Origin of the sequence: Providencia sp. PROV116 (assembly GCF_028482485.1) — a bacterium.
GTDB lineage: Bacteria > Pseudomonadota > Gammaproteobacteria > Enterobacterales > Enterobacteriaceae > Providencia > Providencia rettgeri.
The window spans coordinates 38,766-63,479 of sequence record NZ_JAMPQO010000019.1 but is presented as its reverse complement, the minus strand read 5'-3'; the positions used below and the strand labels follow the sequence as shown (position 1 = coordinate 63,479).

Annotated in this window: 19 protein-coding genes and 1 tRNA gene; 9 read left to right on the top strand and 11 right to left on the bottom strand. The window is 42.2% G+C overall.

Annotation, left to right across the window (positions count from 1 at the left end; translation table 11 throughout):
* Positions 1-65 precede the first annotated feature (65 nt).
* The 6 genes from prmB to hutI form a co-directional block, all read right to left on the bottom strand.
* Positions 66-998 carry a 50S ribosomal protein L3 N(5)-glutamine methyltransferase gene (prmB, locus tag PSE72_RS13575; protein WP_004912375.1) on the bottom strand — a complete coding sequence of 311 codons (933 nt, stop codon included), beginning with the start codon at positions 996-998 and terminating at the stop codon, positions 66-68.
* A 213-nt stretch (positions 999-1,211) separates the two neighbouring features.
* Positions 1,212-2,603, bottom strand: coding sequence for an amino acid permease (locus PSE72_RS13570; protein ID WP_004912378.1), 1,392 nt, complete (start codon positions 2,601-2,603; stop codon positions 1,212-1,214).
* Between the two features lie 89 nt (positions 2,604-2,692).
* Positions 2,693-4,225, bottom strand: a complete 1,533-nt coding sequence (hutH, locus tag PSE72_RS13565) for a histidine ammonia-lyase (RefSeq protein ID WP_109911528.1) — start codon at positions 4,223-4,225, stop codon at positions 2,693-2,695.
* A 12-nt stretch (positions 4,226-4,237) separates the two neighbouring features.
* A complete protein-coding gene (hutU, locus tag PSE72_RS13560) occupies positions 4,238-5,917 on the bottom strand; it encodes a urocanate hydratase (protein WP_115167009.1) in 1,680 nt (559 codons plus the stop codon).
* Positions 5,918-6,239: 322 nt separating this feature from the next.
* Positions 6,240-6,977, bottom strand: coding sequence for a histidine utilization repressor (gene hutC, locus PSE72_RS13555; RefSeq protein WP_042851623.1), 738 nt, complete (start codon positions 6,975-6,977; stop codon positions 6,240-6,242).
* 255 nt (positions 6,978-7,232) lie between these two features.
* Entirely contained in the window at positions 7,233-8,480 is a 1,248-nt protein-coding gene (gene hutI / locus PSE72_RS13550) for an imidazolonepropionase (RefSeq protein WP_115167007.1), read from the bottom strand.
* 224 nt (positions 8,481-8,704) lie between these two features.
* On the opposite strand from hutI, the gene smrB reads away from it, so the two are divergent.
* Entirely contained in the window at positions 8,705-9,247 is a 543-nt protein-coding gene (smrB, locus tag PSE72_RS13545; RefSeq protein ID WP_004912393.1) for an endonuclease SmrB, read from the top strand.
* A 19-nt stretch (positions 9,248-9,266) separates the two neighbouring features.
* Here smrB and sixA read toward each other — a convergent pair whose 3' ends face one another.
* The 4 genes from sixA to PSE72_RS13525 all read right to left on the bottom strand — a co-directional run bounded on the left by sixA (position 9,267) and on the right by PSE72_RS13525 (position 14,203).
* The gene (gene sixA / locus PSE72_RS13540; protein WP_004912397.1) at positions 9,267-9,749 is read right to left on the bottom strand and encodes a phosphohistidine phosphatase SixA; all 483 of its coding nucleotides are present in this window, start codon (positions 9,747-9,749) and stop codon (positions 9,267-9,269) included.
* A 344-nt stretch (positions 9,750-10,093) separates the two neighbouring features.
* Positions 10,094-12,316 (bottom strand): fatty acid oxidation complex subunit alpha FadJ, encoded by a 2,223-nt coding sequence (gene fadJ / locus PSE72_RS13535; RefSeq protein ID WP_115167006.1) that lies wholly within the window; start codon positions 12,314-12,316, stop codon positions 10,094-10,096.
* Positions 12,316-13,635 (bottom strand): acetyl-CoA C-acyltransferase FadI, encoded by a 1,320-nt coding sequence (gene fadI, locus PSE72_RS13530; RefSeq protein WP_115167005.1) that lies wholly within the window; start codon positions 13,633-13,635, stop codon positions 12,316-12,318. Before fadI ends, fadJ begins: the two co-directional genes overlap by 1 nt.
* A gap of 271 nt (positions 13,636-13,906) precedes the next feature.
* Positions 13,907-14,203, bottom strand: a complete 297-nt coding sequence (locus PSE72_RS13525; RefSeq protein WP_004912408.1) for a YfcZ/YiiS family protein — start codon at positions 14,201-14,203, stop codon at positions 13,907-13,909.
* A gap of 353 nt (positions 14,204-14,556) precedes the next feature.
* Between PSE72_RS13525 and fadL the strand changes: the two genes are divergently transcribed.
* Positions 14,557-15,882 (top strand): long-chain fatty acid transporter FadL, encoded by a 1,326-nt coding sequence (fadL, locus tag PSE72_RS13520; RefSeq protein WP_115167004.1) that lies wholly within the window; start codon positions 14,557-14,559, stop codon positions 15,880-15,882.
* Between the two features lie 567 nt (positions 15,883-16,449).
* On the opposite strand, the gene mlaA is transcribed toward fadL, so the two are convergent.
* Positions 16,450-17,202, bottom strand: coding sequence for a phospholipid-binding lipoprotein MlaA (mlaA, locus tag PSE72_RS13515; protein WP_004912414.1), 753 nt, complete (start codon positions 17,200-17,202; stop codon positions 16,450-16,452).
* A gap of 354 nt (positions 17,203-17,556) precedes the next feature.
* Here mlaA and PSE72_RS13510 point away from each other — a divergent pair.
* The 7 genes from PSE72_RS13510 to PSE72_RS13480 all read left to right on the top strand — a co-directional run bounded on the left by PSE72_RS13510 (position 17,557) and on the right by PSE72_RS13480 (position 24,590).
* A tRNA-Arg gene (locus tag PSE72_RS13510) sits at positions 17,557-17,631 on the top strand.
* Between the two features lie 651 nt (positions 17,632-18,282).
* Positions 18,283-18,780 carry a type VI secretion system contractile sheath small subunit gene (tssB, locus tag PSE72_RS13505; protein ID WP_110732011.1) on the top strand — a complete coding sequence of 166 codons (498 nt, stop codon included), beginning with the start codon at positions 18,283-18,285 and terminating at the stop codon, positions 18,778-18,780.
* Between the two features lie 19 nt (positions 18,781-18,799).
* A complete protein-coding gene (gene tssC / locus PSE72_RS13500) occupies positions 18,800-20,344 on the top strand; it encodes a type VI secretion system contractile sheath large subunit (protein ID WP_115167003.1) in 1,545 nt (514 codons plus the stop codon).
* A 22-nt stretch (positions 20,345-20,366) separates the two neighbouring features.
* Positions 20,367-21,704 carry a type VI secretion system baseplate subunit TssK gene (gene tssK / locus PSE72_RS13495; RefSeq protein WP_004912456.1) on the top strand — a complete coding sequence of 446 codons (1,338 nt, stop codon included), beginning with the start codon at positions 20,367-20,369 and terminating at the stop codon, positions 21,702-21,704.
* Positions 21,701-22,357 carry a type VI secretion system protein TssL, short form gene (gene tssL, locus PSE72_RS13490; RefSeq protein WP_198641545.1) on the top strand — a complete coding sequence of 219 codons (657 nt, stop codon included), beginning with the start codon at positions 21,701-21,703 and terminating at the stop codon, positions 22,355-22,357. Before tssK ends, tssL begins: the two co-directional genes overlap by 4 nt.
* 2 nt (positions 22,358-22,359) lie before the next feature.
* Positions 22,360-24,096 (top strand): OmpA family protein, encoded by a 1,737-nt coding sequence (locus PSE72_RS13485; RefSeq protein ID WP_198641544.1) that lies wholly within the window; start codon positions 22,360-22,362, stop codon positions 24,094-24,096.
* Between the two features lie 2 nt (positions 24,097-24,098).
* The gene (locus tag PSE72_RS13480) at positions 24,099-24,590 is read left to right on the top strand and encodes an Hcp family type VI secretion system effector (protein WP_004912469.1); all 492 of its coding nucleotides are present in this window, start codon (positions 24,099-24,101) and stop codon (positions 24,588-24,590) included.
* Positions 24,591-24,714: the final 124 nt, after the last annotated feature.

Sequence of the window (24,714 nt, the reverse complement as noted above, 5' to 3'; positions counted from 1 at the left end):
TAATTATTATATCGTTGTGTCGTTATTATTGATTACATGATCTTAGAACATCACGCAACTGTTGATTAATCGATATAAAGCTCAAAATGTGCGTGATGCTCAACAAGTTGTTCACGAGTTAACATAAACACACCATCACCGCCGTATTCGAAGTCCAGCCAAATAAATGGAATTTCAGGATATTGTTCAATCAGATGAACCATGCTGTTACCCACTTCACACACTAACACCCCTTCTTCCGTCAGAAAACGCGGTGCATTCGCTAAAATACGACGCACCAGTTTCAAACCATCACTTCCGGCAGCAAGTGCTAATTCAGGTTCGACACGAAACTCTTCTGGTAAATCGTCCATATCTTCCGCATCAACATACGGTGGATTTGTCACGATCAGATCATATTTGACCTCTGGCATATCACGGAATAAGTCAGAGCGAATCGGTATCACCCGGTGATCTAAACCATGATTAGCAATATTTTGCTCAGCAACGCTTAGCACATCACTTGAAATATCAACCGCATCGACTTCTGCATCAGGGAATTCATAAGCACAAGCAATCGCAATACAACCACTTCCGGTACATAAATCAAGAATAGTTTGTGGCTCATCCGCCACTAAGCCAACAAAGTGGTTATTGATTAATTCACCAATTGGCGAGCGAGGGATAAGCACTCGTTCATCAACATAAAATTCATGGCCACAGAACCATGAGCGATTAGTCAGATATGCAACCGGAATACGATCATTAATACGTCGCAAGACACGCTCAATAATGCGGTGGCGTTCTGTTGGCGTTAAGCGGGATGTTAATAACTCATCGGGCAGGTCTAGAGGCAAGTAAAGTGTTGGTAACACCAATTGTAGCGCCTCATCCCATGGGTTATCTGTACCGTGACCATAGTACACATTGGCAGCATTAAAGCGGCTCATTGTCCAACGTAAAATATCTTGAATGGTATGAAGTTCTGCAACGGCTTCATCAACGAAAATCTTTTCCAAGAAGGGGTTCTCCAGCCTGTATTTTGAAAGGGAATATATGAATAGCTAAAGTTTGCCACGAAGTGAAAGACAAATCAGCAGATTAATGTAATAAAATTTGCTGAGGAAATCTGGTTATCGCGCTTATTGAAGCATCTTTGGTCGTAAAAACGCCCTTTATTTTAGCTAAAGGGCGTGAAGAAAAATAACCTGTTCAGTAAAGAAGTCACGATACTAACTTTCGTTTTGCAGTACCACTTCCGCCTCTTTCGCTGGCTTTTTTACCCAAAGTGCATAGGCGATAGTCAGCAATACTAACCAAACAACGCCGACATATAATGCAATTCGTGTCGATTCAAAATATCCCAAAACACCAAAAACAAATACCATAAATGCGATGGCTAAAATAGGAGCAACAGGCCACATAGGTACAGGAAATTTTAATTGGCTAATTTCTTCTGGCGACATTTTTTTGCGCATTGCAAACTGCGACAGTAAGATCATCAACCATACCCAAATCGTTGCAAACGTCGCAATTGACGCAATCACCACAAACACATCATCAGGGATGACATAGTTCAATACCACACCCACCAGCAATACCGCGACCATCACTAATACCGTCATCCAAGGCACACCATTTTTTGTCAGCTTAGTAAAGGCTTTCGGTGCTTGTCCTTCATGTGCCATGCCATACATCATACGCCCAGCACCAAAGATATCGCTGTTAATTGCCGAAATTGCCGCAGTGATCACCACAATATTTAAGATATTCGCTGCAGATTGAATACCTAAACTATCGAAAATTTGCACAAACGGGCTACCTTGCTGCCCAATTTGGTTCCATGGGTAAATGCACATCAAGACAAATAAAGTCAGGACATAAAACAGTAAGATACGAATTGGCACGGCATTAATCGCTCTTGGAATCGTGGTTTCAGGGTTTTTCGCTTCACTCGCTGTAATGCCAATAACTTCAATTCCCCCGAACGCAAACATCACCACGGCAAAGGACGCAATCACCCCACCAATACCATTTGGCATAAACCCATCGTGAATAAATAAGTTTGATACCCCAACCGCATGATCAGCCGCTTGGCCAAAACCAAACATCATAATAGCGGCACCACCAACAATCATCGCAATAATCGCGATAACTTTAATGATTGACAGCCAAAATTCCATTTCGCCGAAAGTTTTCACATGGCATAGGTTTATTGCACCAATAAAGAAAATAATGCTCAATACCCAGATCCACTGCGCAACCTCAGGAAACCACAGTTTCATATACACACCAAATGCTGTCACGTCCGCCAAGCAAACAATGAGCATTTCAAAAACATAAGTCCAACCCGCAAAAAAACCGGCTCTAGCCCCTAAATAATGGCTAGCGTACTGTGAGAACGATCCCGCAAGTGGCCGGTGGACGGCCATTTCACCCAGTGCTCTCATGACCATAAATACAGCGGCACCGCCGATAATATAAGCGAGTAATACCGCAGGCCCAGCGGTTTCTATTGCTTTAGCTGAACCATAAAATAAACCTGTACCAATCGCAGAACCTAAAGCCATAAATCGAATGTGACGCGCAGAAAGCCCTCGCGCAAGTTGTGATGTGCTTTGCATGATTTATCCTTCGTATTATTTTATTGTCGTGCAGATAAATACTTCAGGTGGCCAGTACATTGCCGACCACCTTTTATTTGCTTGATAAACTAGTTAGGGAAAACAGCGCCAGCCTTGAACAGCGCAGACAGTTTATATTGGTTAATTAGATTAATTGCCGCTTCGATATCAGGGGCAAAATAACGGTCTTTATCATAGTAAGCCACTTGGTCACGCAGTGTTTTACGTGCCTTCTCCAAGGTTTCACTCGACTTCAAACCTTCACGGAAATCCATTCCCTGACACGCTGAAAGCCATTCAATAGCTAAAATACCCGTGACATTTTTTGCCATTTCCCATAAACGACGACCCGCCGCAGGCGCCATCGATACGTGGTCTTCTTGGTTGGCCGATGTCGGTAGGCTATCAACACTCGAAGGGTGGGCTAATGCTTTGTTTTCACTGGCTAATGCAGCCGCAGTGACTTGAGCTATCATAAATCCTGAGTTAACTCCTCCGTTATTCACTAAGAAAGGTGGCAACTGTGACATGTGGGTATCCATAAGTAATGCAATGCGACGTTCGGATAACGCACCGATCTCTGCTAACGCCAGCGCAATATTATCGGCTGCCATAGCAACAGGTTCTGCATGGAAGTTACCGCCTGAAATAATATCGCCATTATCGGTAAAGACTAACGGGTTATCCGACACAGCATTCGATTCAATTAATATCACTTCAGCTGCTTGGCGAATTTGGGTTAAACAAGCGCCCATCACTTGCGGCTGACAACGTAATGAATAGGGGTCTTGCACTTTCACACAGTTTTCATGGGACTTCGCCAATTCACTGGTCGGTGATAAAACATCACGGAACATCGCCGCAACATCAATTTGCCCTTTTTGTCCTCGAACTTCTTGAACTCGAGCATCGAAGGGTTTGCGAGAGCCCAGAGTGGCTTCAACACTCAGCGCACCACAAACAATGCCAGATAGCAGCAATTTTTCTGCCTCAAATAACCCTTTCAACGCGAAAGCCGTCGATGTTTGCGTGCCGTTTAATAAGGCTAAACCTTCTTTGGCTTCCAATTTTAGAGGTGCTAACCCCGCTTTTTCTAACGCTTTTTTCGCTGAAATCCATTTGCCTTCATAACGCGCCTTTCCTTCGCCTAACAGAATTAAACTCATATGAGCCAATGGTGCTAAGTCGCCAGAAGCCCCCACTGACCCCTTCGCAGGAATAAATGGATAAACTTGCGCATTCACTAATGCGATCAAGGCATTAATAACTTCAAGGCGGATCCCTGAAAAACCACGAGCTAAGCTATTAATTTTGAGTACCATGATTAAGCGCACGAGGTCATCATCTAACGGTTCACCCACACCAGCAGCGTGAGACATCACAATAGATCGTTGTAATGATTGCAAATCTTTAGTCGCAATACGCGTATTAGCAAGTAAACCAAAGCCGGTATTGATACCATAAGCGGTTCTATCTTCTTCAATAATTTTATTGACCGTCGCAACACTTTTCTCGATAGCACCGTGAGCGCGTTTATCTAATGCCACTGTTACCGATTGTTGGAAAACAATACGCAGGTCTTCGAGTGTCATTTTTCCTGGGTGAATAGTTAACTTAGTCATTAATGGCACTCCTTAACGTGTTTTAATCATCGGTAAATTAAGATTTTTTTCCTGCGCACATGCGATAGCTATGTCATAGCCTGCATCGGCATGGCGCATGACACCAGTTGCAGGGTCATTGTGCAGTACTCGGGCAATGCGCTCTGCTGCTTCATCCGTTCCATCACACACAATTACCACTCCAGAATGCTGAGAGAAGCCCATACCTACGCCACCACCGTGATGTAAAGATACCCACGTCGCCCCACTGGCTGTGTTTAATAACGCATTGAGTAATGGCCAGTCTGAAACTGCATCAGAACCATCTTTCATTGATTCCGTTTCACGATTTGGGCTGGCCACTGAACCTGAATCTAGGTGATCACGGCCGATAACAATCGGCGCTGAAACCTCACCGCTTCTTACCATCTCATTGAATGCCAAACCTAATTTAGCGCGATCCCCAAGGCCAACCCAGCAAATACGCGCTGGCAAACCTTGGAAACTAATACGTTCACGAGCCATATCCAACCAGCGATGCAAGTGCTTATCATCCGGCAGCAGCTCTTTCACTTTCGCATCTGTTTTATAGATATCTTCAGGATCTCCTGATAACGCAACCCAGCGGAATGGACCAACACCGCGACAAAATAGCGGGCGGATATAAGCAGGTACAAAACCGGGGAAATCAAACGCATTTTCTACGCCCATTTCCAGTGCCATTTGGCGGATATTGTTTCCATAATCAAAGGTGGGAATGCCTTGCTGTTTAAATGCCAGCATCGCTTTAACATGTTCAGCCATAGATTTTTTTGCAGCCAATGCAGTGGCTTGCGGGTCTTGAACACTGCGTTCACGGTACTCTTCCCAGCTCATACCAATGGGTAAGTAACCATTCAAAGGGTCATGAGCACTTGTCTGATCGGTCACCATATCCGGTTTCACCCCACGTTTGACAAGCTCAGGAAGAATTTCAGCGGCATTGGCGCATAGTGCAATAGAAATGGCTTTTCCTTCCGATGTGTATTTTTTCAGACGCGCTAACGCATCATCAAGGTCAGTCGCTTGTTCATCCACATAGTGAGTTCTTAAACGGAAATCGATACGGCTTTGTTGGCACTCAATGTTCAATGAGCAGGCCCCCGCCAGTGTGGCAGCAAGAGGTTGGGCTCCCCCCATTCCACCAAGCCCTGCAGTTAAGACCCAACGCCCAGTTAAATCACCGTTAAAGTGCTGGCGAGCGGCTTCCACAAAGGTTTCATACGTTCCTTGAACAATGCCTTGGCTGCCGATATAGATCCAGCTACCTGCGGTCATTTGCCCATACATGGCAAGGCCTTTCGCATCCAATTCATTGAAATGCTCCCAGTTTGCCCAATGTGGTACGAGATTTGAATTGGCGATTAAAACACGTGGCGCATTTTCATGGGTTTTGAAAATACCGACAGGCTTACCTGACTGAACCAGTAGTGTTTCATCGCTCTCAAGCTGCTTCAGGGACTCGACAATTTGGTCATAGCATTGCCAATTACGTGCTGCACGCCCAATACCGCCATATACCACTAATTCATGAGGGTTTTCTGCAACATCCGGGTCAAGGTTATTCATTAACATGCGTAATGGGGCTTCTGTCAGCCAACTTTTGGTATTTAATGTATTCCCTCTCGGTGCCCTAATTTCGATATTTCGATATTTATTATTCAATGCTGTCACTTGTATACCCTCTTTTATCTGTCCATTAGCTACCTTTCTTGTTCCTATAGATATAGTTGTATATACATGTACGATCAATTAATCTTTTAACATAAAGATTAAAAAAATATGATATAAAAATATTTTTAGTCAAATAAAACAATGGAATAAATAAATCACCTGATATTTTGCTGTATTTTCTTTATTCTAAATCTGCATACTAGATCACATTTGATTTACAATAAATTCACACAAAATAGGTAAAGAAGGCATGCACTCGAGATGATAAGCGGAAAATATGCTTTATATCGTTCCGCCCATACTTTGACGTGGTGAAAAAAACTTATGACGTGAAACTGCCTTTCAGCTTATAACGATGACCCGGGAACAATAATTTTGTACTTGTCACCGTAAAGGACTGAGACCAAGTACGTCTTGTAATTAACAAGCAAGATGCACCTGTATTAATTTGCAATAACCTCGCGGAACGTTCATCTGCCTCCACGGCCTCCACAATATGCTCCCCTTGTGTTAAAGGAGCAACTTGAGACAAATAATCATGTGGTGTAATCGATAAAAAATTTTGCTGTAAGTAATCCGGAGCCGCTAACGCATTGACATATCTGTCTTCAATTTGAACAGGAACATCATTCTCTAAATGGACAATAATCGAATGAAACACCATGGTATCTGGGCTGATATTTAACTCATTTGCGAGCGCAGGTGACGCTTGAATTTCTTCCAGCTTAATTATCCTACAGCTGTATTTGTGGTTTCTTGCCAGTATTTCCGCTTCAATACTGTGTATTTCAAATAGTGCAGATTGCCCTTTTGGCTCAGCCACAAAGGTTCCCACACCTTGCAAGCGAACCAATAACCCTTCAGCGGTTAATTCACGTAGTGCCCGGTTAGCCGTCATTCGACTACATTGAAACTGTGTCACGAGCTCAGACTCGGATGGAATACGGTCATTTGCTTGCCATTCTGCGGTGTGGATCTTTTCAATTATTGATTGTTTTACTTGCAAATATAGCGGGAGCGGTGCCCCTTGTTTATCCTTTTTATCGGCTGTCACAGTCATTTCCAATTTAATGATTAAAATCTTAAGTATTAATATGCTATTCGTTGAATAGCATACAACACGACCTTAGTGCTATCGGACATTTTTTATCCTGACAGTCGCGAATAAAAACATCATGCTTAATTATTAAGCATTAACATAATTAAACGATGCAATTTTAATAAAAGCAAACAAAAAACAGCAAACTTTTAGGGTCAAAAGCGGCAAACAACCTCATTCACCGCTATTCATTATTGTTATAGTTAAAACAGCGACTCACCCATTTCGCCCATTACGATGGGTAATTTTGCCTTCATGTACTCTGATGAACAGTGGGTTACTCCCTTGTTCATAAATCATTTCTACGGGCTCTTGCGCATTCCACACAACAAAATCCGCAATAAAGCCCGCTTTCAATTGTCCATGGCTATTTTCACGGCCTAACGCTTTAGCCGCGTTACGTGTCACCCCAGCCCATATCTCTTCAGGTGTCAGTTTAAATAATACGGCCGCCATATTCATAATAATACGCAATGAGGCAAAAGGACTGGTTCCTGGGTTAAAATCTGTTGAAACCGCCATAGGAACGTCATGTTCCCGTAACAGCTCAATTGGTGGTAGTTTGGTTTCCCGTAAAAAATAAAATGCCCCCGGTAATAAGACGGCTACGGTTCCGCTCGCTTTAAGTGCTTTAATCCCTTCTAGGTCCAAATATTCAATATGGTCAACCGACAAACCTTTGTAGCGGGCAACCAGTTCGCTCCCACCTAAGTTTGATAACTGCTCCACATGCCCTTTTACTGGGATCCCTAATTTCTGAGCCGCTGAAAATAACTTTTCACTTTGAGCGAGGGAAAACCCCACACTTTCACAGAAGACATCTACTGCCTCAAACAAGCCTTTTTCCCATAATTCAGGCATGATTTTTTGGCAAATCAAATCAATATATTCATCAGGTTTATCTTTATATTCAGCGGGGACGGTGTGAGCAGAAAGCAATGTTGAACTGACTGAAATAGGATATTGTGCAGATAACTGCTTTGCGACTAATAATTGTTTCTCTTCATTTTCATAGTCGAGCCCATAGCCTGATTTCATTTCAATACTTGTGACACCTTCTTGAATTAATGCTTCGAGCCTTGGCTTTGCCCGCTCAAATAATTCGTTCTCGCTCATTTTGCGGGTTTCACGTACAGTCGAATTAATTCCGCCACCTTGCGCACTAATAGTTTCATAAGAAACCCCATTCATTCGCTGTTCCCATTCAGAAGCTCGGTCACCGCCAAAAACTAAATGTGTATGGCAATCGATTAATCCAGGGGTTATTAATTTACCTTCAACATCAATAAGTTCGCAGTCATTCAATTCAATATTTTGAGTAGGAACAATTGCAACTATTTTATTATCACGAACAACTAAATCATGGTGATTAATCAGTCCATAAGGAGCTGATAGTACTGGGTCCATAGTGGCAATACGGCCATTACGCCAAACGACATCCCGAGAGTGTGTTTTGAATACCATCGTTTTTCCTATTGTTGTTGAATTCAGTTTTATTCATTGCATTAATAAATCGTATAGATATGTATATACAATTAGACTAGCAAGTCCCCTTTTGTCAATGCTTAGCTGTAAAAAGGTTATAAATATGTTACTTCGCACGAACAATCTGCGATTATCACCATTCATCAAAAATGAGTTACACTACCAACCAGAAAAATTAATCACAAAAATACATTAGTAAAATTATGAAGAAAAAATTTGGTCTAGAAGATGAAGATATTCGTCTTTTCAAAGAAGCCATTAATGGAGCAAAAAAAATCCGTCAGGACCAAGTCCTGCACGCACCTGTCCGCGCCAAAGTGACACAACCATCTAATAAAAAAGTCATACAGGAACAGGTTGACGCCTCCTTTTATTTTTCAGATGAATTTCAACCTCAACTTGAAAATGAAGGCCCAACGCGTTATTTAAGGCCCGATGCTAACCCTTATGAATTAAAAAAACTTCGCCGCGGTGATTACGCTCCGGAGTTGTTTTTAGATTTACATGGCTTAACACAAATGGAAGCAAAGCAAGAAATTGGCGCGCTCATTGCGGCCTGTAAGCGTGAAAATGTCTATTGCGCCTGCATTATGCACGGCCATGGTAAACATGTTTTAAAGCAGCAAACACCACTTTGGCTTGCCCAACACCCTGATATTATTGCTTTTCACCAAGCACCTAAAGAATGGGGCGGTAATGCAGCCTTATTGCTGCTTATAGAAACTGCTGAGAGCGCTCGCCGCTAAGCGCTCATGTTGTTCTGTATTATTTAGCAAATAGCAATTGAGATGGGCTCAACATCCATTCAAACTGACTTTTTTGATGAGCCACATCAATGTCAACACATGCCACTGTTGATGTCGTGAACATCGGTGGTTCTTTATGTGGGCACAACTCCGACACTAAATAGCCAACCAGTGGCAAATGAGATACAACCAATATCGCATTTGCGCCTAGCACAGCAACATCCCGAATATGGTCAGCCACAAATGCGGCATTCCCTCCTGGCGTTAATTGCCCTAAAACTTCCGACTTTGCTGGCAAATCAAGGTGCTGGCTCACAACTTGCCGAGTTTGTTCTGCTCTTAAATAGGGGCTCACTAACACAGAATCAATTTTAATACCTTGATTCTGTAGCCATTGAGCCATCAATACTGAGTCGTCTTTTCCCTTTTGTGTCAATGGGCGCTCAGCATCGCTAGGCGCGTGTATCGCTGCATCACCGTGACGCATAATATAAACTTGCATAATCCACCATCTGAGTAACCTACCTAATTAAGGAGGTTATTCTTTTGTTGTTAAGCTAATTGTTGTAAAAGTAACCATCAGTTGGGGTGAAATGTGATTCTGCATGAAATGATCAACAAAGAAAATGATTTGAGTAAATTTTTGTGTATGTTTTTTTAGCAGTCCATGTCGCATGTTAAATTTTAGTATTTATTATCAATTAGTTAAATTTAATATAATGATTTATTCTAATCATACGAGCTTTACGAAAAAGAGCCTGACAACCAAAAATATGTTTGGTATCAGGCATTGATTGGTTTTATTAAAAAAGCAACAAACAGTTAATAGGCTAGCTCACCGCGCCATTATTGTTCATTACTTGGTTTTGTTACATCAACTCCACCTTCTACATTGGTAGAAAAAAAGGTTCGATTATTCTCTGCCATGTCACATAGCAATCCACAAGGCTGGAATTTATCACCATATTTCACGGCGAGGTTATTCAGAGTTTCCACCGTTTTTGCAATCCCTAGGCTATCCATATACCTAAACGGGCCACCAAAGAAGGGCGGGAAACCGATACCAAATACCGCTCCCACATCCCCATCACGAGCATTTCTAATGATGTTTTCATCAAGGCAGCGAGCAGCTTCGTTAAGCATCATCATGACACAGCGCTGTGCAATATCCGCTTTAGTCAGTTTATTGTTGGGAACCATTTCAATTAGTGAATAAATGGTTTTATCAACTTGACGTTTACTGGCTTTTTTCCAAAACCACAACTTATTGGTGTGATGACCATATTCATAAAAACCTTTGCCGTTTTTCTTACCTTTACGGTCATCTTTAACCACTTTGTCGAGGATATCAGGCGCCTTAAAACGCTCACCAAAACGTTCAACTAAAATCGGTAAAATTTTTGTTCCTACATCAATGCCCACTTCATCCAACAAATTAAATGGCCCAACAGGGAAGCCAAATTCAACTAAAGCACGATCAATGTGTTCTATTGATTCACCTTCAACAAGGCATTGCGCTGCTTCACATAAGAATGGCGCTAAAATGCGATTTACATAGAAACCTGCATCATCCCCCACAACAATCGCTGTTTTACCTTGGCGTTTTGCTAAAGCAACCACTGTCGCAATTGTAGTTTCATCTGTTTGTTGATGGGGGATCACTTCAACTAAAGGCATTTTATCGACGGGACTAAAATAGTGTAAGCCAATCACTTTTTCGGGATGAATCGCTTTCTGTGCAATTTGGTGAATAGGTAAAGATGATGTATTAGAAGCAAAAATAACTTGCTGTTTCGACATCTTCTCAACTTCAGCAACCATTTTTTGTTTCAGTGCTAAATCTTCAAATACCGCTTCAATCACGATGTCCGCATTTTCAAGCCCTTGATAATTTAATGTGCCTGATACCTTAGCCATAACAGCTGCACGTTCTCGGGCTAATAACCGCCGCTTGATAACTCGCTGGGTCAGTAGATCCCAGCTATAGCGCAAGGCCTGTGTGACGCCTTTGTCTGAAATATCTTTTATGCGGACGGGTAATTTACCTTGAAAAGCGGTGACATAAGCAATTCCACCGCCCATCAACCCGCCACCAAGCACACCAACTTGATTAATCTTCAATGGCGTTGCTTGTGCCCCTGTGTCATTTTTTAATGCGGTAACCGCAAAAAATAAATTACGTAATGCAGCAGACTCTGGTGTCATCACGAGCTCACCGAAAGCTTTCGCTTCTTCCGTATAGCCTGCTTGCAAACCTTTATTCATGCCGGTTTTCACGACATGAATAATTTTTTCTGGGGCTGGATAATGGCCTTTAGTTTTGCTGAGTGTTTTTTGTTTGGCACTCTCAAACACTTTATTACGTAGTAATTTGCTGCTTAATAAACGCTGTTGCCAATGGATAGCTGGACGCTGAACGCCCCCTTTTTTTACCATTTTCACCGCAACGTCGAGTAAAATAGGCTCAGGAACTACATCATCAACCAACCCTATTTTCAGCGCCTGTTTAGCTTTTAGTTGGCGGCCTGTCAGCATTAAATCCAATGCATGCGGAATACCAATCAACCGAGGTAAACGCTGAGTTCCCCCGGAGCCAGGTAATAGCCCCAATTGTACTTCAGGCAAGCCTAATTTCGTTTTATCATCATTGGAGCAAACCCGCGCATGACATGCCAAGGCAAGTTCTAGCCCACCCCCTAAACACGCACCATGTATCGCAGCAATAATTGGCAATGGGTAGTTATCGATTTTATCAAACAGTACGTGACCTGCTTTTGACAACTCACTGGCTTGAGACTTATTTTCACAGCCTGCTATCATGCTAATGTCAGCGCCTGCAATAAAATTGTCTTTTTTTCCTGAGGTAATAACTAAGCCTTTCAAGCCTGAAGTCGACTGCGCTTGTTGTAAAATCGCCAGAAATTGTTCCGCAAACTCCGCTTTTAGTGTATTTACTTTTTCATTGGGGACATCAATGAAGATAACCCCCACATTACCGTCATAAATTTCTAAGCTAAAGGCCTGTTGTGTTTTTTCTCTTGTAACTTCTATAGCAGAATTTTGAGCCATTATTCCACCTCTAAAATCATTGCTGCACCTAAACCACCCGCAGCACAAGCTGTTGTTAACCCAAACCCACCACCGCGTCTACGTAACTCATTTAAAGTTTGTGTCACCATTCGTGCGCCTGTAGCCGCAAATGGGTGCCCATAAGCAATAGAACCGCCTAAGACATTAAATTTGTCCATATCCACTTCGCCAATGGCGTGATCCATTCCCAGTTTCTCTTGTGCGAATTTACGGCTACCAAACATATTTAAATTAGCAAGTGTTTGCGCAGCAAAGGCCTCATGCATGTCAATCAGGGATAAATCTTGCAACGATAACCCTGCACGTTTTAAAGCGAGTGGAGTGGCATAAGAAGGCCCTAATAGCATATCTTCCCATACGTCTATTGCGGAAAACGCATAACTTCGAATATAACCAAGCGGTGTATAACCCAGAGATTTCGCTCGAGACTCTGTCATCATCAATACCGCAGCGGCGCCATCCGTCAACGGCGTGCTGTTTGCTGCAGTAACGCTGCCATGCTTGCGGTCAAATGCGGGTTTTAATTTCGCATAAGAAGACAAAACTGAGTTTGTACGCACGTTGTTATCTTGGGAAAATGCTTGCTTAAAAGGAGGCATATAGGCGGTCATAACTTCATTATTTAAAACGCCATTTTCCCACGCTTTTGCCGCTAACATATGCGAACGATGAGCGAGTTCATCTTGCTGGGCTCGGCTGATCTGATAACTTTTCGCCATTTGCTCCGCGGTATCCCCCATGCGTAGCCCCGTAGAGTATTCCGCAACACCCGGTGCGACAGGCGCTAAATCTTTCAAACGTAATTTCGTTAGCAATGATAATTTTTGCCCAACAGACTTTGCTTTACTTAAAGCTAACAATGTCTCTGCCAATTTTTTTGATACGCCAATAGGAAGCACAGAAGATGAATCAGCACCGCCAGCAATACCGATAGAAATATCACCTACCATCATGCTTTGTGCAACATTAACAATTGCTTGAAAACTAGTCGCACACGCTCGAGATACACTATAAGCATCCGTTGAGACGCTCATACCTGTTCCAAGAACAATTTCCCTCGCAATATTAGGCGCTTCTGGCATTTGCACCACTTGCCCAAATACCAGTTGCTCAATCAGGTTTTTGTCTAAATCACTACGGGCTAATAACTCAGCAACTACCGCTTTACCTAAATCGACTGCAGGAATTCCTGCATATGCCGTAGATTGCTTTGCAAAAGGCAAGCGTAGACCACTGACAATGGCGATCCTTTCATTTGTTTTATCTGTATTTTCACCATGGTGGAGATGTTGATTCATGGTCGCTCCTGCTAAAGCAAAAATGAAAATTATAGTTAACTCACTCACTAACCGAATAAAGAGGTCTGACCTGTAATGATTGTTAACATAAAATTCACAATTATCAATGGGTATTAATAAAAAATGCGAGCAGGTACGCAACTTAGAGTAAAAATACAACAAATTGCAGTAAGGGAAAACGAGGGGATGAAGGAAGCCTTTTATCACTGAGTGTTAATCAGACCACCGTTTTAGCGATAAAAGGCAAATCAGAGCAAATTCAAACGTTTGATTAACGAAGGCCTAATTGAAAAATTAAGCTTTCTGCTTCACAGCTAAAACTAAATTCAGCCGTCAGCTCAACACCACCCTCTACAGGCTTAATAGAATGGGTTATTACACAAGGATCTGACTCAACAGACTTTGCTTTTTCTGTGAGTGTTTTCAACATAGTTTCAGCTTCACCTTGTGTAGCAAAAACATGCTGATACGACGCAGTACAGTCTTTATTATCCAATACTGTTCCCACATCTACACAGCAGCAGGCTGCGGTTTCATCCGCGCTACAACGGTTAATCGCATCAGTCATTTTACTCTCCAAATAAACAAACTGTTAAGTCGCTATCATAACGCTGAAAAAGTGCTAAAAACTAGTGTGTATCAAAATATATCGCTAATAATTAAACATAAGTTTGATCTCACCCCGTATTAGCATACTTATTGCTCTCAATACGTTCGCTTGTGTTGCTATTTTGTTAAATATGTCGCATTTTTGAAAACAAAATCACAATAACCACAAAACAAGCTTGCAACATATCAGGTGGTCAGACCTATACTCTAGTAACTGGTCTGATTTGTCATAACGGCAAGGGACCCTACAATTCTGCGCTTCTTGCGATAGAAGTCGCTTTATTCAAAATAAAACATAAGAGGGTTTTGGTCATGAGCCAGAAAAACCTGTTTTCTAGATCAGCTTTAGCAATAGCAGTGGCAATTGTATCATCCAACGCAGGCGCGGCTGGTTTTTTGCTTAATGAATATTCTACATCCGCACTGGGACGCGCATTTTCGGGAGCTGGTGCGATGGGCGACAACGCAAGTGAGGGAAGCCGAAACCCTGCTGCCATGATGTTGTTTGATCGCCCTTCTCTTTCTATTGGTGCCGTTTATATTGACCCAAGTGTTGATATTAAAGGCAAAGGCGGTTCACGTCTCGGTAGCAATACCACCGCAAATGACATTGCGCCAAGTGCTGTTGTACCAAATGCACACTTTATCTTCCCAATTAATGACAAATGGGCAGTCGGTACGTCAATGACCACCAACTTTGGTTTAGCCACTGATTTTAATAAAAATTATGCAGCAGGCCCTATCGGCGGTAAGACAGATCTAAAAACGGTTAATCTAAACTTAAGTGGTGCATACCGCTTAAATGATAATTTTAGTTTCGGTTTAGGTGCTAACGCAGTATATGCAGATGCTGAGATTACACGCCATGCTGGCGACCTAGGTACTTTAGCTCCTGCATTGGGATTATCTCCATTTCCAGCCAGCACTACGATGGCTAAACTAACAGGCGATGACTGGGGTTATGGTTGGAATGCCGGTATTTTATATGAAATCAATGATGATAACCGTTTAAGCCTAAGCTATCGTTCAAAAGTTAAAGTGAAATTTGAAGATGGTAAATATTCCAACGATTTACCTAACACACCACTCCCAGGAGGACTTGTCGGAACTGGTGGTGAAAAAATCAAAGGTAAGTTAGACCTTAATTTACCTGATATCTGGGAATTCTCTGGGTACCATAAAGTTGCACCTAAGTGGGCTCTACACTATAGCGTTGCCTATACTGGCTGGAGTGAATTTAAAGAATTAACCGCCTACAGAAAAAGTGACGGCCAAGAATTATTCCATAAACCTGAGCACTTTAAAGATGCATGGCGTTTAGCACTGGGTACCACTTATTTCTATGATGAAAACTGGACATTCCGTACAGGTATTGCCTACGACCAAACGCCTGTACGCTCTGACTACCGTTCAATTTCTATACCTGACCAAGATCGTTACTGGTTAAGTGCCGGTACCACTTATGCATTTAATGAAAATGCTTCTGTTGATGTCGGTATATCCTACATGCACGGTAAGAAAGTTGATATCAAGGAACGGTTAAGTGAGAACATTCCAGAGAGCACTCTTCCTGCATATCATTTCAAATCTGAAGGTTCTGCTTGGTTATACGGTGTGAACTTCAACTATACATTCTAGCTAATTGAATTTTCAGCATCAGGGGGTTCTCTTCCTGATGCTGAAGTTACCTTCAAATATTCGACGAACTAATTTTCAAAACTTAACATAAATTTTCTTGACCCTAACCCGCATCATATGTAAATTAAATGTTAAGTATATAGCTCACCTTATCATTTCTTTATAAAATATACGCAATCGCATTTTTGATATAAATCGCTTTATATTTCATTAAATTATAATTCATTCTCTGAATGTTCTTATTTGCAATTACAACCCAATAGCATAATTTATACTGATGACACCCACTAATATATATGGCTTTTCATCAAACTGTATTAATCGCGCTATATTCTATTATTGGCTACGGCCGTGAAGGCATGTAAAAGAGGCAACAATGACAAAAACTTAGGAGGCTTTATGGGAACACTGTTTACTGTCGGTTTTATTGGTGTATTAGGGGTAATCGCCCTGATTGACACTATCTCTCAACGAGGAAAAAGAGACAATGATTAGCTTTTTATTTATCACTCTCTAGTATCATTCGTATACAAGAGAGTGATAAACCTTCCAAAACAATTCAATTTACTAATCTATCGAATCAAGCTGGTCTTCAATCGCTGCCGCATTTGGGTTTTCTGTTGCTTTTAACGCCCCACCACTTGATAAGAAGTCATTACGTTGGAAATAGGCTTCTCGCATCATTAAGTACGGGTCTGAAGAGTTTTTCAGCAATCCATCTGAATCTAATAACCTTGCTCGGGTTTCAATTCCTTCCAGTGCCCATTTACCCGCTGACATCCAGAATGTGAGATAGCTTAGCATTGGATATAAATCATCAACTAAATCACCACCTTGTTCCCTTGGTGTTGCACTACCATATCCCGGTAGCACCACATAAGGACCATAGCCCACATCGTAATAACCTAAGGTATTACCAAAGCGTTTGGGTTCTTCCTTAACTAGCTGAGGATTGGCCATTGATGCCACATCAATCAAGCCCCCCATACCAAAGACAGTATTAAGGAAAAAGCGGTTAAAATGTTTGAAACCTTGAGTCACTTCACCACGTAGGAAGCTATTTAACATACTTGCAGGTTCTTCAAGGTTAACGAAAAAATTGGTTAATCCATTTCGAGCAGGCATCGGGACATAATCATTCCAAGCAACCGCTACAGGCCTCAAGACATAAGGGTCAAGGACGTTATAGTTGAAATTAAACATTGCTCGGTTGAACCCCTCTAAAGGGTCTGAACGCTCATGTGTTTCTGGGTCAATGCTACTTGCACAACCTGCAATCAGCACCCCTGCCAGAAAAACACCCGTCATGCGAAACTTCATAACATTTCTCCATTCCCTGCACCGTTCTACTACGGTACTTTCCACTGTAATAACTATTTTGCTTATAGTAAGGCTAAAAAAAGAATTATGTTAATCCTTTTGAGTTATTTGATTATCTTAAAGACTAATTATAAGCCATTTAATCATGTTCTTATTATAAGAAAATTGAACAATTAGTACAAAACAGAAATACTCCCTCACTCAATTTTAAAAATGACAACCACCCTACTTTCGAATAAAAAACAGTCAAAAAAACATTTATGGTAGATAAATTCGATTATTTGCTCGTAACAACTTGATTCAATTAGGTCTGAACAGTAAAATGCCCTCGCTGTCGTAATTTTGACTCCAAAAGTCCCCTTAGTTAAATGGATATAACGAGCCCCTCCTAAGGGCTAGTTGCAGGTTCGATTCCTGCAGGGGACACCATGCCGAAGTCTACCTGACTCAATAAAAATCCTTTCTAATCAATTAAATCTCTTTATATCCTTCTTTTAAAGCTTTCCGCAAGCTTGATGTATTTACCTTTTCATCCTCACACCAAAATAGCTTTTTAGATTGATGACAACCCAATTTTTGCGTTTGTATTCAAATGGCCGTGGCTGTTTTGCAATATCCCTTTTTTACTGCGGTCGTAATAATGCCCGATGTCACACATTTCTTTCAACGACCATTAAAAACGATGATTTTTCATAGGGTTCATCAATTCCTTTTCATAAAGTAATTTCCTATTTCAAAATCAGGGTTCTTACACAACAAACGAGTAAATATTCTTATGAATCACTCTGTAACAACTTGAAATAAAGTGTTACAAAAAGGTTTGGTTGACACAGGAAAATCATAACAATAAGAAAATAAAGCCATTAGATGTTGATATGATTGGTTTTTCAAATTACAAAACTAAGATAACTCAAAAAAATACATTAATTTGCACTCACACTTATTGATAAGAAAAGTTGATTTATTCATTTGGTGAAGATATAAATAAAATAACTACATAAGTTAAATATATCAAATTCAATTGTAACCATTTAACAATAACCAAGAAATATACCTGTTAAAATTCAAGGAAATTCACTCATGTCAGATAGCTTTCAAAATGAAGTCCCTAAAGCGCGGGTTAATATTAAATTAGATCTGCACACGGGGGGGGCTCAGAAAAAAGTCGAGTTACCCCTGAAGCTGTTAGCGGTTGGTGATTATAGTCATGGGCAAGATGATCGTGCGCTATCTGAACGTGAAAAAGTAAATATCAATAAAAATAACTTTGACAGCGTCCTCAATGAATTCTCACCGTCAGTCAATCTAACGGTTAAAAACACCTTAGCAGGGGATGGAAGTGAAGAAAGTATCGCATTAACGTTTAAAAACATGGCGGACTTTGAACCCGAGCAAGTGGCTCGTCAAATCCCACAACTGCGCGCAATGTTAGCCATGCGTAATCTGTTACGCGACCTAAAATCTAATCTCCTCGATAACGCCACGTTTCGCCGTGAATTGGAAAATATCCTTAAGGATCCAACACTCAGTGATGAACTGCGCGAAGAGCTAGCCCAACTTGCACCGAAGAAAGATTAATTTGGATTACTAAAGGATTATGCTGATGTCTGTAAAAACTGAATCAACCCAAGGTGCAACGACTGTACTTGATGATACGTCTAATCATGGTGTTTATGCTTCTTTATTTGAAAAAATTAATTTAACCCCTGTTGCTACAATCAGTGATATTAATGAATTCCAAGATAATGCTGCACTAGCGGATGCAACTGCGGATGAACGTGTCACGGTTGCTGTTCAAGTCTTTTTAGACCGTTTAAAATCATCCGGTCAAAAAGTGGAACGTTTAGACCGCAACTTACTTGATCATCATATTGCTGAACTTGATAAGCAAATTAGTCAACAACTTGACGAAGTGATGCACCATCAAGACTTCCAAAAAGTTGAATCTACTTGGCGTGGTTTAAAATTCCTCGTTGATCGCACTGATTTTCGTCAAAACGTCAAAATTGAGCTACTGGATATCGCCAAAGATGACCTACGCCAAGATTTCGAAGATAGCCCGGAAATTATCCAAAGTGGCCTTTACCACCATACCTACATTGCGGAATATGACACTCCAGGTGGTGAGCCTATTGCAGCGATGATTTCTAACTATGAATTTGATCGCAGCCCTCAAGATATCGCCTTATTACGTAGTATCTCTAAAGTCTCCGCATCTGCCCATATGCCATTTATTGGCTCTGTTGGACCAAAATTCTTTGGCAAAGAAACCATGGAAGAAGTGGCTGCAATCAAAGATATTGGTAACTACTTTGATCGTGCTGAATACATCAAATGGAAAGCCTTCCGTGACTCGGATGATGCCCGTTATATTGGTTTAACCATGCCGCGTGTATTGGGTCGCCTACCTTATGGTCCAGATACAGTACCTGTTCGTAGCTTCAATTACGTCGAAGAAGTAAAAGGGCCAGATCACGAGAAATATTTGTGGACGAATGCCACATTTGCCTTTGCTGCTAATATGGTAAAAAGCTTTATCAATAATGGCTGGTGTGTGCAAATTCGTGGCCCGCAGGCAGGTGGCGCAGTGAAAGATTTACCTATTCATTTATTTGATTTAGGAACAGGTAGTCAGGTCAAAATCCCATCTGAGGTGATGATCCCAGAAACCCGCGAGTTTGAGTTTGCGAACCTTGGTTTTATCCCGCTGTCTTACTACAAAAACCGTGATTACTCCTGCTTCTTCTCCGCTAATTCGGCGCAAAAACCGGCGTTATACGATACCGCTGATGCCACCGCGAACAGCCGCATCAACGCCCGCTTACCGTACATTTTCTTACTGTCTCGTATCGCCCATTACTTGAAACTTATTCAACGTGAAAACATTGGTACCACCAAAGATAGACGCCTCCTTGAATTAGAACTCAACAACTGGGTGCGTGGTTTAGTGACTGAAATGACCGATCCGGGGGATGATTTACAAGCCTCTCATCCTTTACGCGATGCAAAAGTGGTTGTCGAAGATATTGAAGATAACCCTGGCTTCTTCCGCGTGAAACTGTATGCCGTCCCACACTTCCAAGTCGAAGGTATGGATGTTGATTTATCGTTAGTTTCACAAATGCCTAAAGCCAAAGCCTAACGGTTCATAAAGGTCATTCAGGATGAAAATCTACCGTCCCCTATGGACAGACGGGGCCTTTTTGGCCCCTCAACAATTTCAACAACAAGCCCGTTGGGACAGCCATGTCGCTGAAGTCGTTGCTCAAATGGGCATTGCCTCAACGTGGGGGGTGATTAGCGCGGAATTTGATGCCAGTGCGTTAACCTTATCTCGCGTTAGCGCACAAAAAATGGTTGTGCGTTTCCATGATGGCACACTTATTGATACCACTCTAGCTGATGCGCTTCCTCCTGTGTTATCCCTTGCTGACTACGCAGACCGCCAGTCGTTAGACATCGTTTTAGCATTACCTTTAATGCTAGCAAATGGTGGCAACTTAGCCTCTGAAGCGGGTACCGATCGCCCTCGTCGATTTAGTCAAGAGTGGGTTAAAGTTCAAGATCTGCTCGGACATGAGGAAACGGATATTGCAGTATTGCGTCATGTGGCAACGCTACGTTTTGCCCATGATGAGAATGAAGCCTATATGACCTGTCCGGTTGCACGGCTTATCCGCAACGCTCAAGGGATGTGGGAATTCGACAACCGTTTTATTCCCCCCTTGCTTGCTTGTCAGGGTAGCCTTGAATTACGTTCATTACTCTCGGAGTTTATGCATAGATTAGTAGCTAAACGCCGCCGTTTAATGGCGCTACGTCGCGAAAGTAATGAAAAAATGGCCGACTTTGTGGTTGCTGATGTCTCATTATTTTGGCTATTGAATTCACTAAACAGCGCTGAACCCGTACTCAATGAACTCGGGTCTGCATTACATCGTCATCCTGAATTACTCTACCGAGAACTTGCTCGTTTAGCAGGGAGCTTATTAACCTTCTCTTTAGAACATAAATTGGAAGATATACCACTATACAAACATGAGCAGCCTGAGCAGGTTTTTCCACCGCTTTTTTCTTTATTAAATACGCTACTTGAAGCCAGCTTACCTTCGCGTGTTATCAGTATTGAATTAGTAAAAGAAGGTCCATTCTGGAAAGGTCAACTCCATGACGGTCGATTACGTGAAGAAGCCGATTTTTACTTATCGGTTCGCTCATCATTACCTGCTCACTTATTAATCGCTCAATTTCCACTCCTTTGCAAAGCGGGTAGTAGTGATGATGTGGCTGACGTCGTTAATGTGGCACTCAATGGTATTCCATTGAAACCGCTCAGCCATGTCCCAACGGCGGTCCCTCTTCGCTTAGAAAATCAATATTTTGCGCTAGATATTGAAACACCTGCGGGTCAAGCCATGCTCTCTTCTGGGCAGTGTGCGTTCTATGTTCCAAGCACGTTAGGTGACATTCAATTAGAGCTGTTTGCGGTACTTCGCTCATGAACAATACAACATCGCACCATACTATCGACATGATCTTCGCTCAAACTTGGCTGATGGTTTGCCAATTACATCAAGGCACTGCCATCACTCAAGGGGATAGTTTTTATCGTCGTGTTTGCCAACTCATTGATGAAACACGTCAAAAACTACTCGAACATGGCTACCCTGAATCCGCCATTGAGCATATGCAATATGCCCAATGTGCGCTAATTGATGAAAGCGTGATGAATCGCCAGCACCAAGATGATGGCTACAACACTTGGATCCAATCTCCTTTGCAAGCACGTTATTTCAATACATTAGAAGCGGGAGACAAACTTTGGGATCGCCTACGCAGCATTTTAAACGAAACCGCCCCGAATCCTGACGTTTTGCTCTGTTTTCATCGTGTGCTTACCCTCGGGTTTGTCGGTAAGTTTCGTCAAAAAGAAGCGCCAGAACGTGAGCGGATCGTCGCTCAACTCAATGTTCAACTTCCGGACTATCTGGTCACTTCAGAATTACCTCTCGTCGTAAAACCTAAATTACAGTTTAGCCGTCGCAGACTTTACTGGTTTGGTTGGATAGGCGGCATTCTCATACTCGCCGCCATGTGGTGGGGGTTCAGTGCTTCGCTAGAACATTTACTACAACAGTGGATGACACAAGGATAGGCATGCAAAATCCAATCAAACCGTGTCTGACGCTTTTTGCTACGGGACTTTTCTTGTGGCTACTTTGGGGGTTTTGGTCTCTAGGGCAAAGTGTCTCCATTTTTGTTTCCGTCTTCGTCTTAGTACTGACGGGTGGAATGTTGTTTTGGCAATATAAACAACAACGCCAAGTGTTATCCACTGAACATGATTATACAGGTGCATTTCCGGCTGATAATTATCAGGGGCCTGTCATTTTAGTTTGTGGTCAATCTCAAGCGCTATTTCTGGATGCCCAATTACACAGAGAAACAAATCAAGGTTGGTATATTCGTGTATCCGCGCCCACTGAGCTCGTTAAACTGATTGCCGCATTGGTGGAATATGCCCCATCGCTATCTGGGCACTTATCCTTACTATACGTTGTATTACCCGAGCAACTGACACAACAAGAAACCCTAACACAAGCGCTACTCAATTGGCGTCGAGCTATTGGGGAAGGTCGTCAAAAAATCGGTGCTAAATTGCCATTTTGGGTAACGGTATACCTTTCTAAACCTCATCACGCTGATACCGCTATGCATGTTGATGATGAACATACCCCTTGGATGACGTTACTCAGCCACCAAACTGAATTTCAGGTGGAGCAAGAAGGTACAATGTCAGTCCCTTACTCTGTGTGGCTACCCACGCATATCGGTCAGTCAGAACAAAGCCTGCAATTTTCTCTATGGCTAGATACCTTACAAAGCTGGCTAAACCAAGTTTTAGTTCCTCAATTCATACTACCTCAAGCTGGAGCACCGAAACAAATCCCTTCAGCATGGGCTATTCAGTGGATTGATATCACTAGCCAACCAAACAATTTATGGCAGCAATTTATTCAAGAAAAAACCATGCTGCCTCTATATTCATCAATTCAAACTACTGATTTGCTACCTTTGCCCGATGTAATGTTGCGTCGCTTACACCATGATATTAGCTTAAGCCGTACAGAAAGAACCCTCGGCGCTATCGGAATTATTTTTGGTGTTTTCTTAATAGGCACATTAATCGGAAGTTACTACCATAATCAGCAACTCATTCGTCATATTGGTGAAGATATTGCGCGTTTTTCGCAACTGTCAGATACACCACTTGCACCAAAACAGACTGCTTACCAGCAACTGCAAGATGATGCAGCTCAATTAGCGCGCTGGGAACGCGAAGGAGTCCCAACCTCTCATTCTTTAGCGTTATATCAGGGAGCGAGAATATTACCCTACTTGCACACACTATTAAGTGGTTGGGCTCCCCCACCGCCTCCTGCGCCTATCATTGTTCAAAATGCCCCCGAAATAGTCAGCCTTGACAGCTTATCGCTATTCGATGTGGGACAATCGTCGCTAAAAGCAGGTGCCACCAAGGTTTTGGTCGACGCCTTACTCAATATTAAAGCGAAACCCGGTTGGTTGATTGTCATCTCAGGCTATACCGATAACACCGGAAACCCAGCACTCAACCAAACACTATCCCTGAAACGCGCCGAATCGGTCAGAGATTGGATGATAAAGACCAGTGATATCAGTCCAGCCTGTTTTGCCGTTCGAGGAGATGGCCAGAATAACCCTGTTGCCAATAATCAAACCGCTGAAGGCCGAGCGAAGAATCGGCGCGTTGAAATACGACTCATCCCTCAGGCAGATGCTTGCCAAGAGACAGATAATCAAACCGTGTCACCGATGGACGATGACACACATTCGACCCGAAAGGAGAAGTAACAATGGCTATTCCTGTTTATTTATGGCTAAAAGATGACGGCGGCGCAGATATCAAGGGCTCTGTTAATGTACAAGACCGTGAAGGCAGTATTGAAGTGGTCGCACAAGACCATAACCTGTACATCCCAACCGATAACAATACCGGTAAGTTAACGGGTACACGTATTCATACCCCGTTTATTTTCGTGAAAGAAATTGATGCATCAAGCCCTTATTTGTACAAAGCGGTAACGACTGGCCAAACCTTGAAAGAAGCCGAATTCAAATGGTACCGCATTGATGATGCGGGACAAGAAGTCGAATATTTCAATACCAAGCTCGAAAACGTCAAAGTGGTCAAAGTCGCGCCAAAAATGCACGACATTAAAGACCCTAATAAAGAGAAGCACAACCATCTCGAAGAGATTGAGCTGCGCTATGAAAAAATCACTTGGACATACAAAGACGGCAACATCATTCATTCCGACTCGTGGAATGAGCGTGCTACCGCTTAATTAAGACAAGCAGGCGTTTCGGCGTCTGCTTTTTTGTACGTATTCGTACGCCGATGACACACAACACACAATTTATCTTGATACCTAATGAACCTCGGTTAACGGTTAGGGGCGGTAGCGTTCC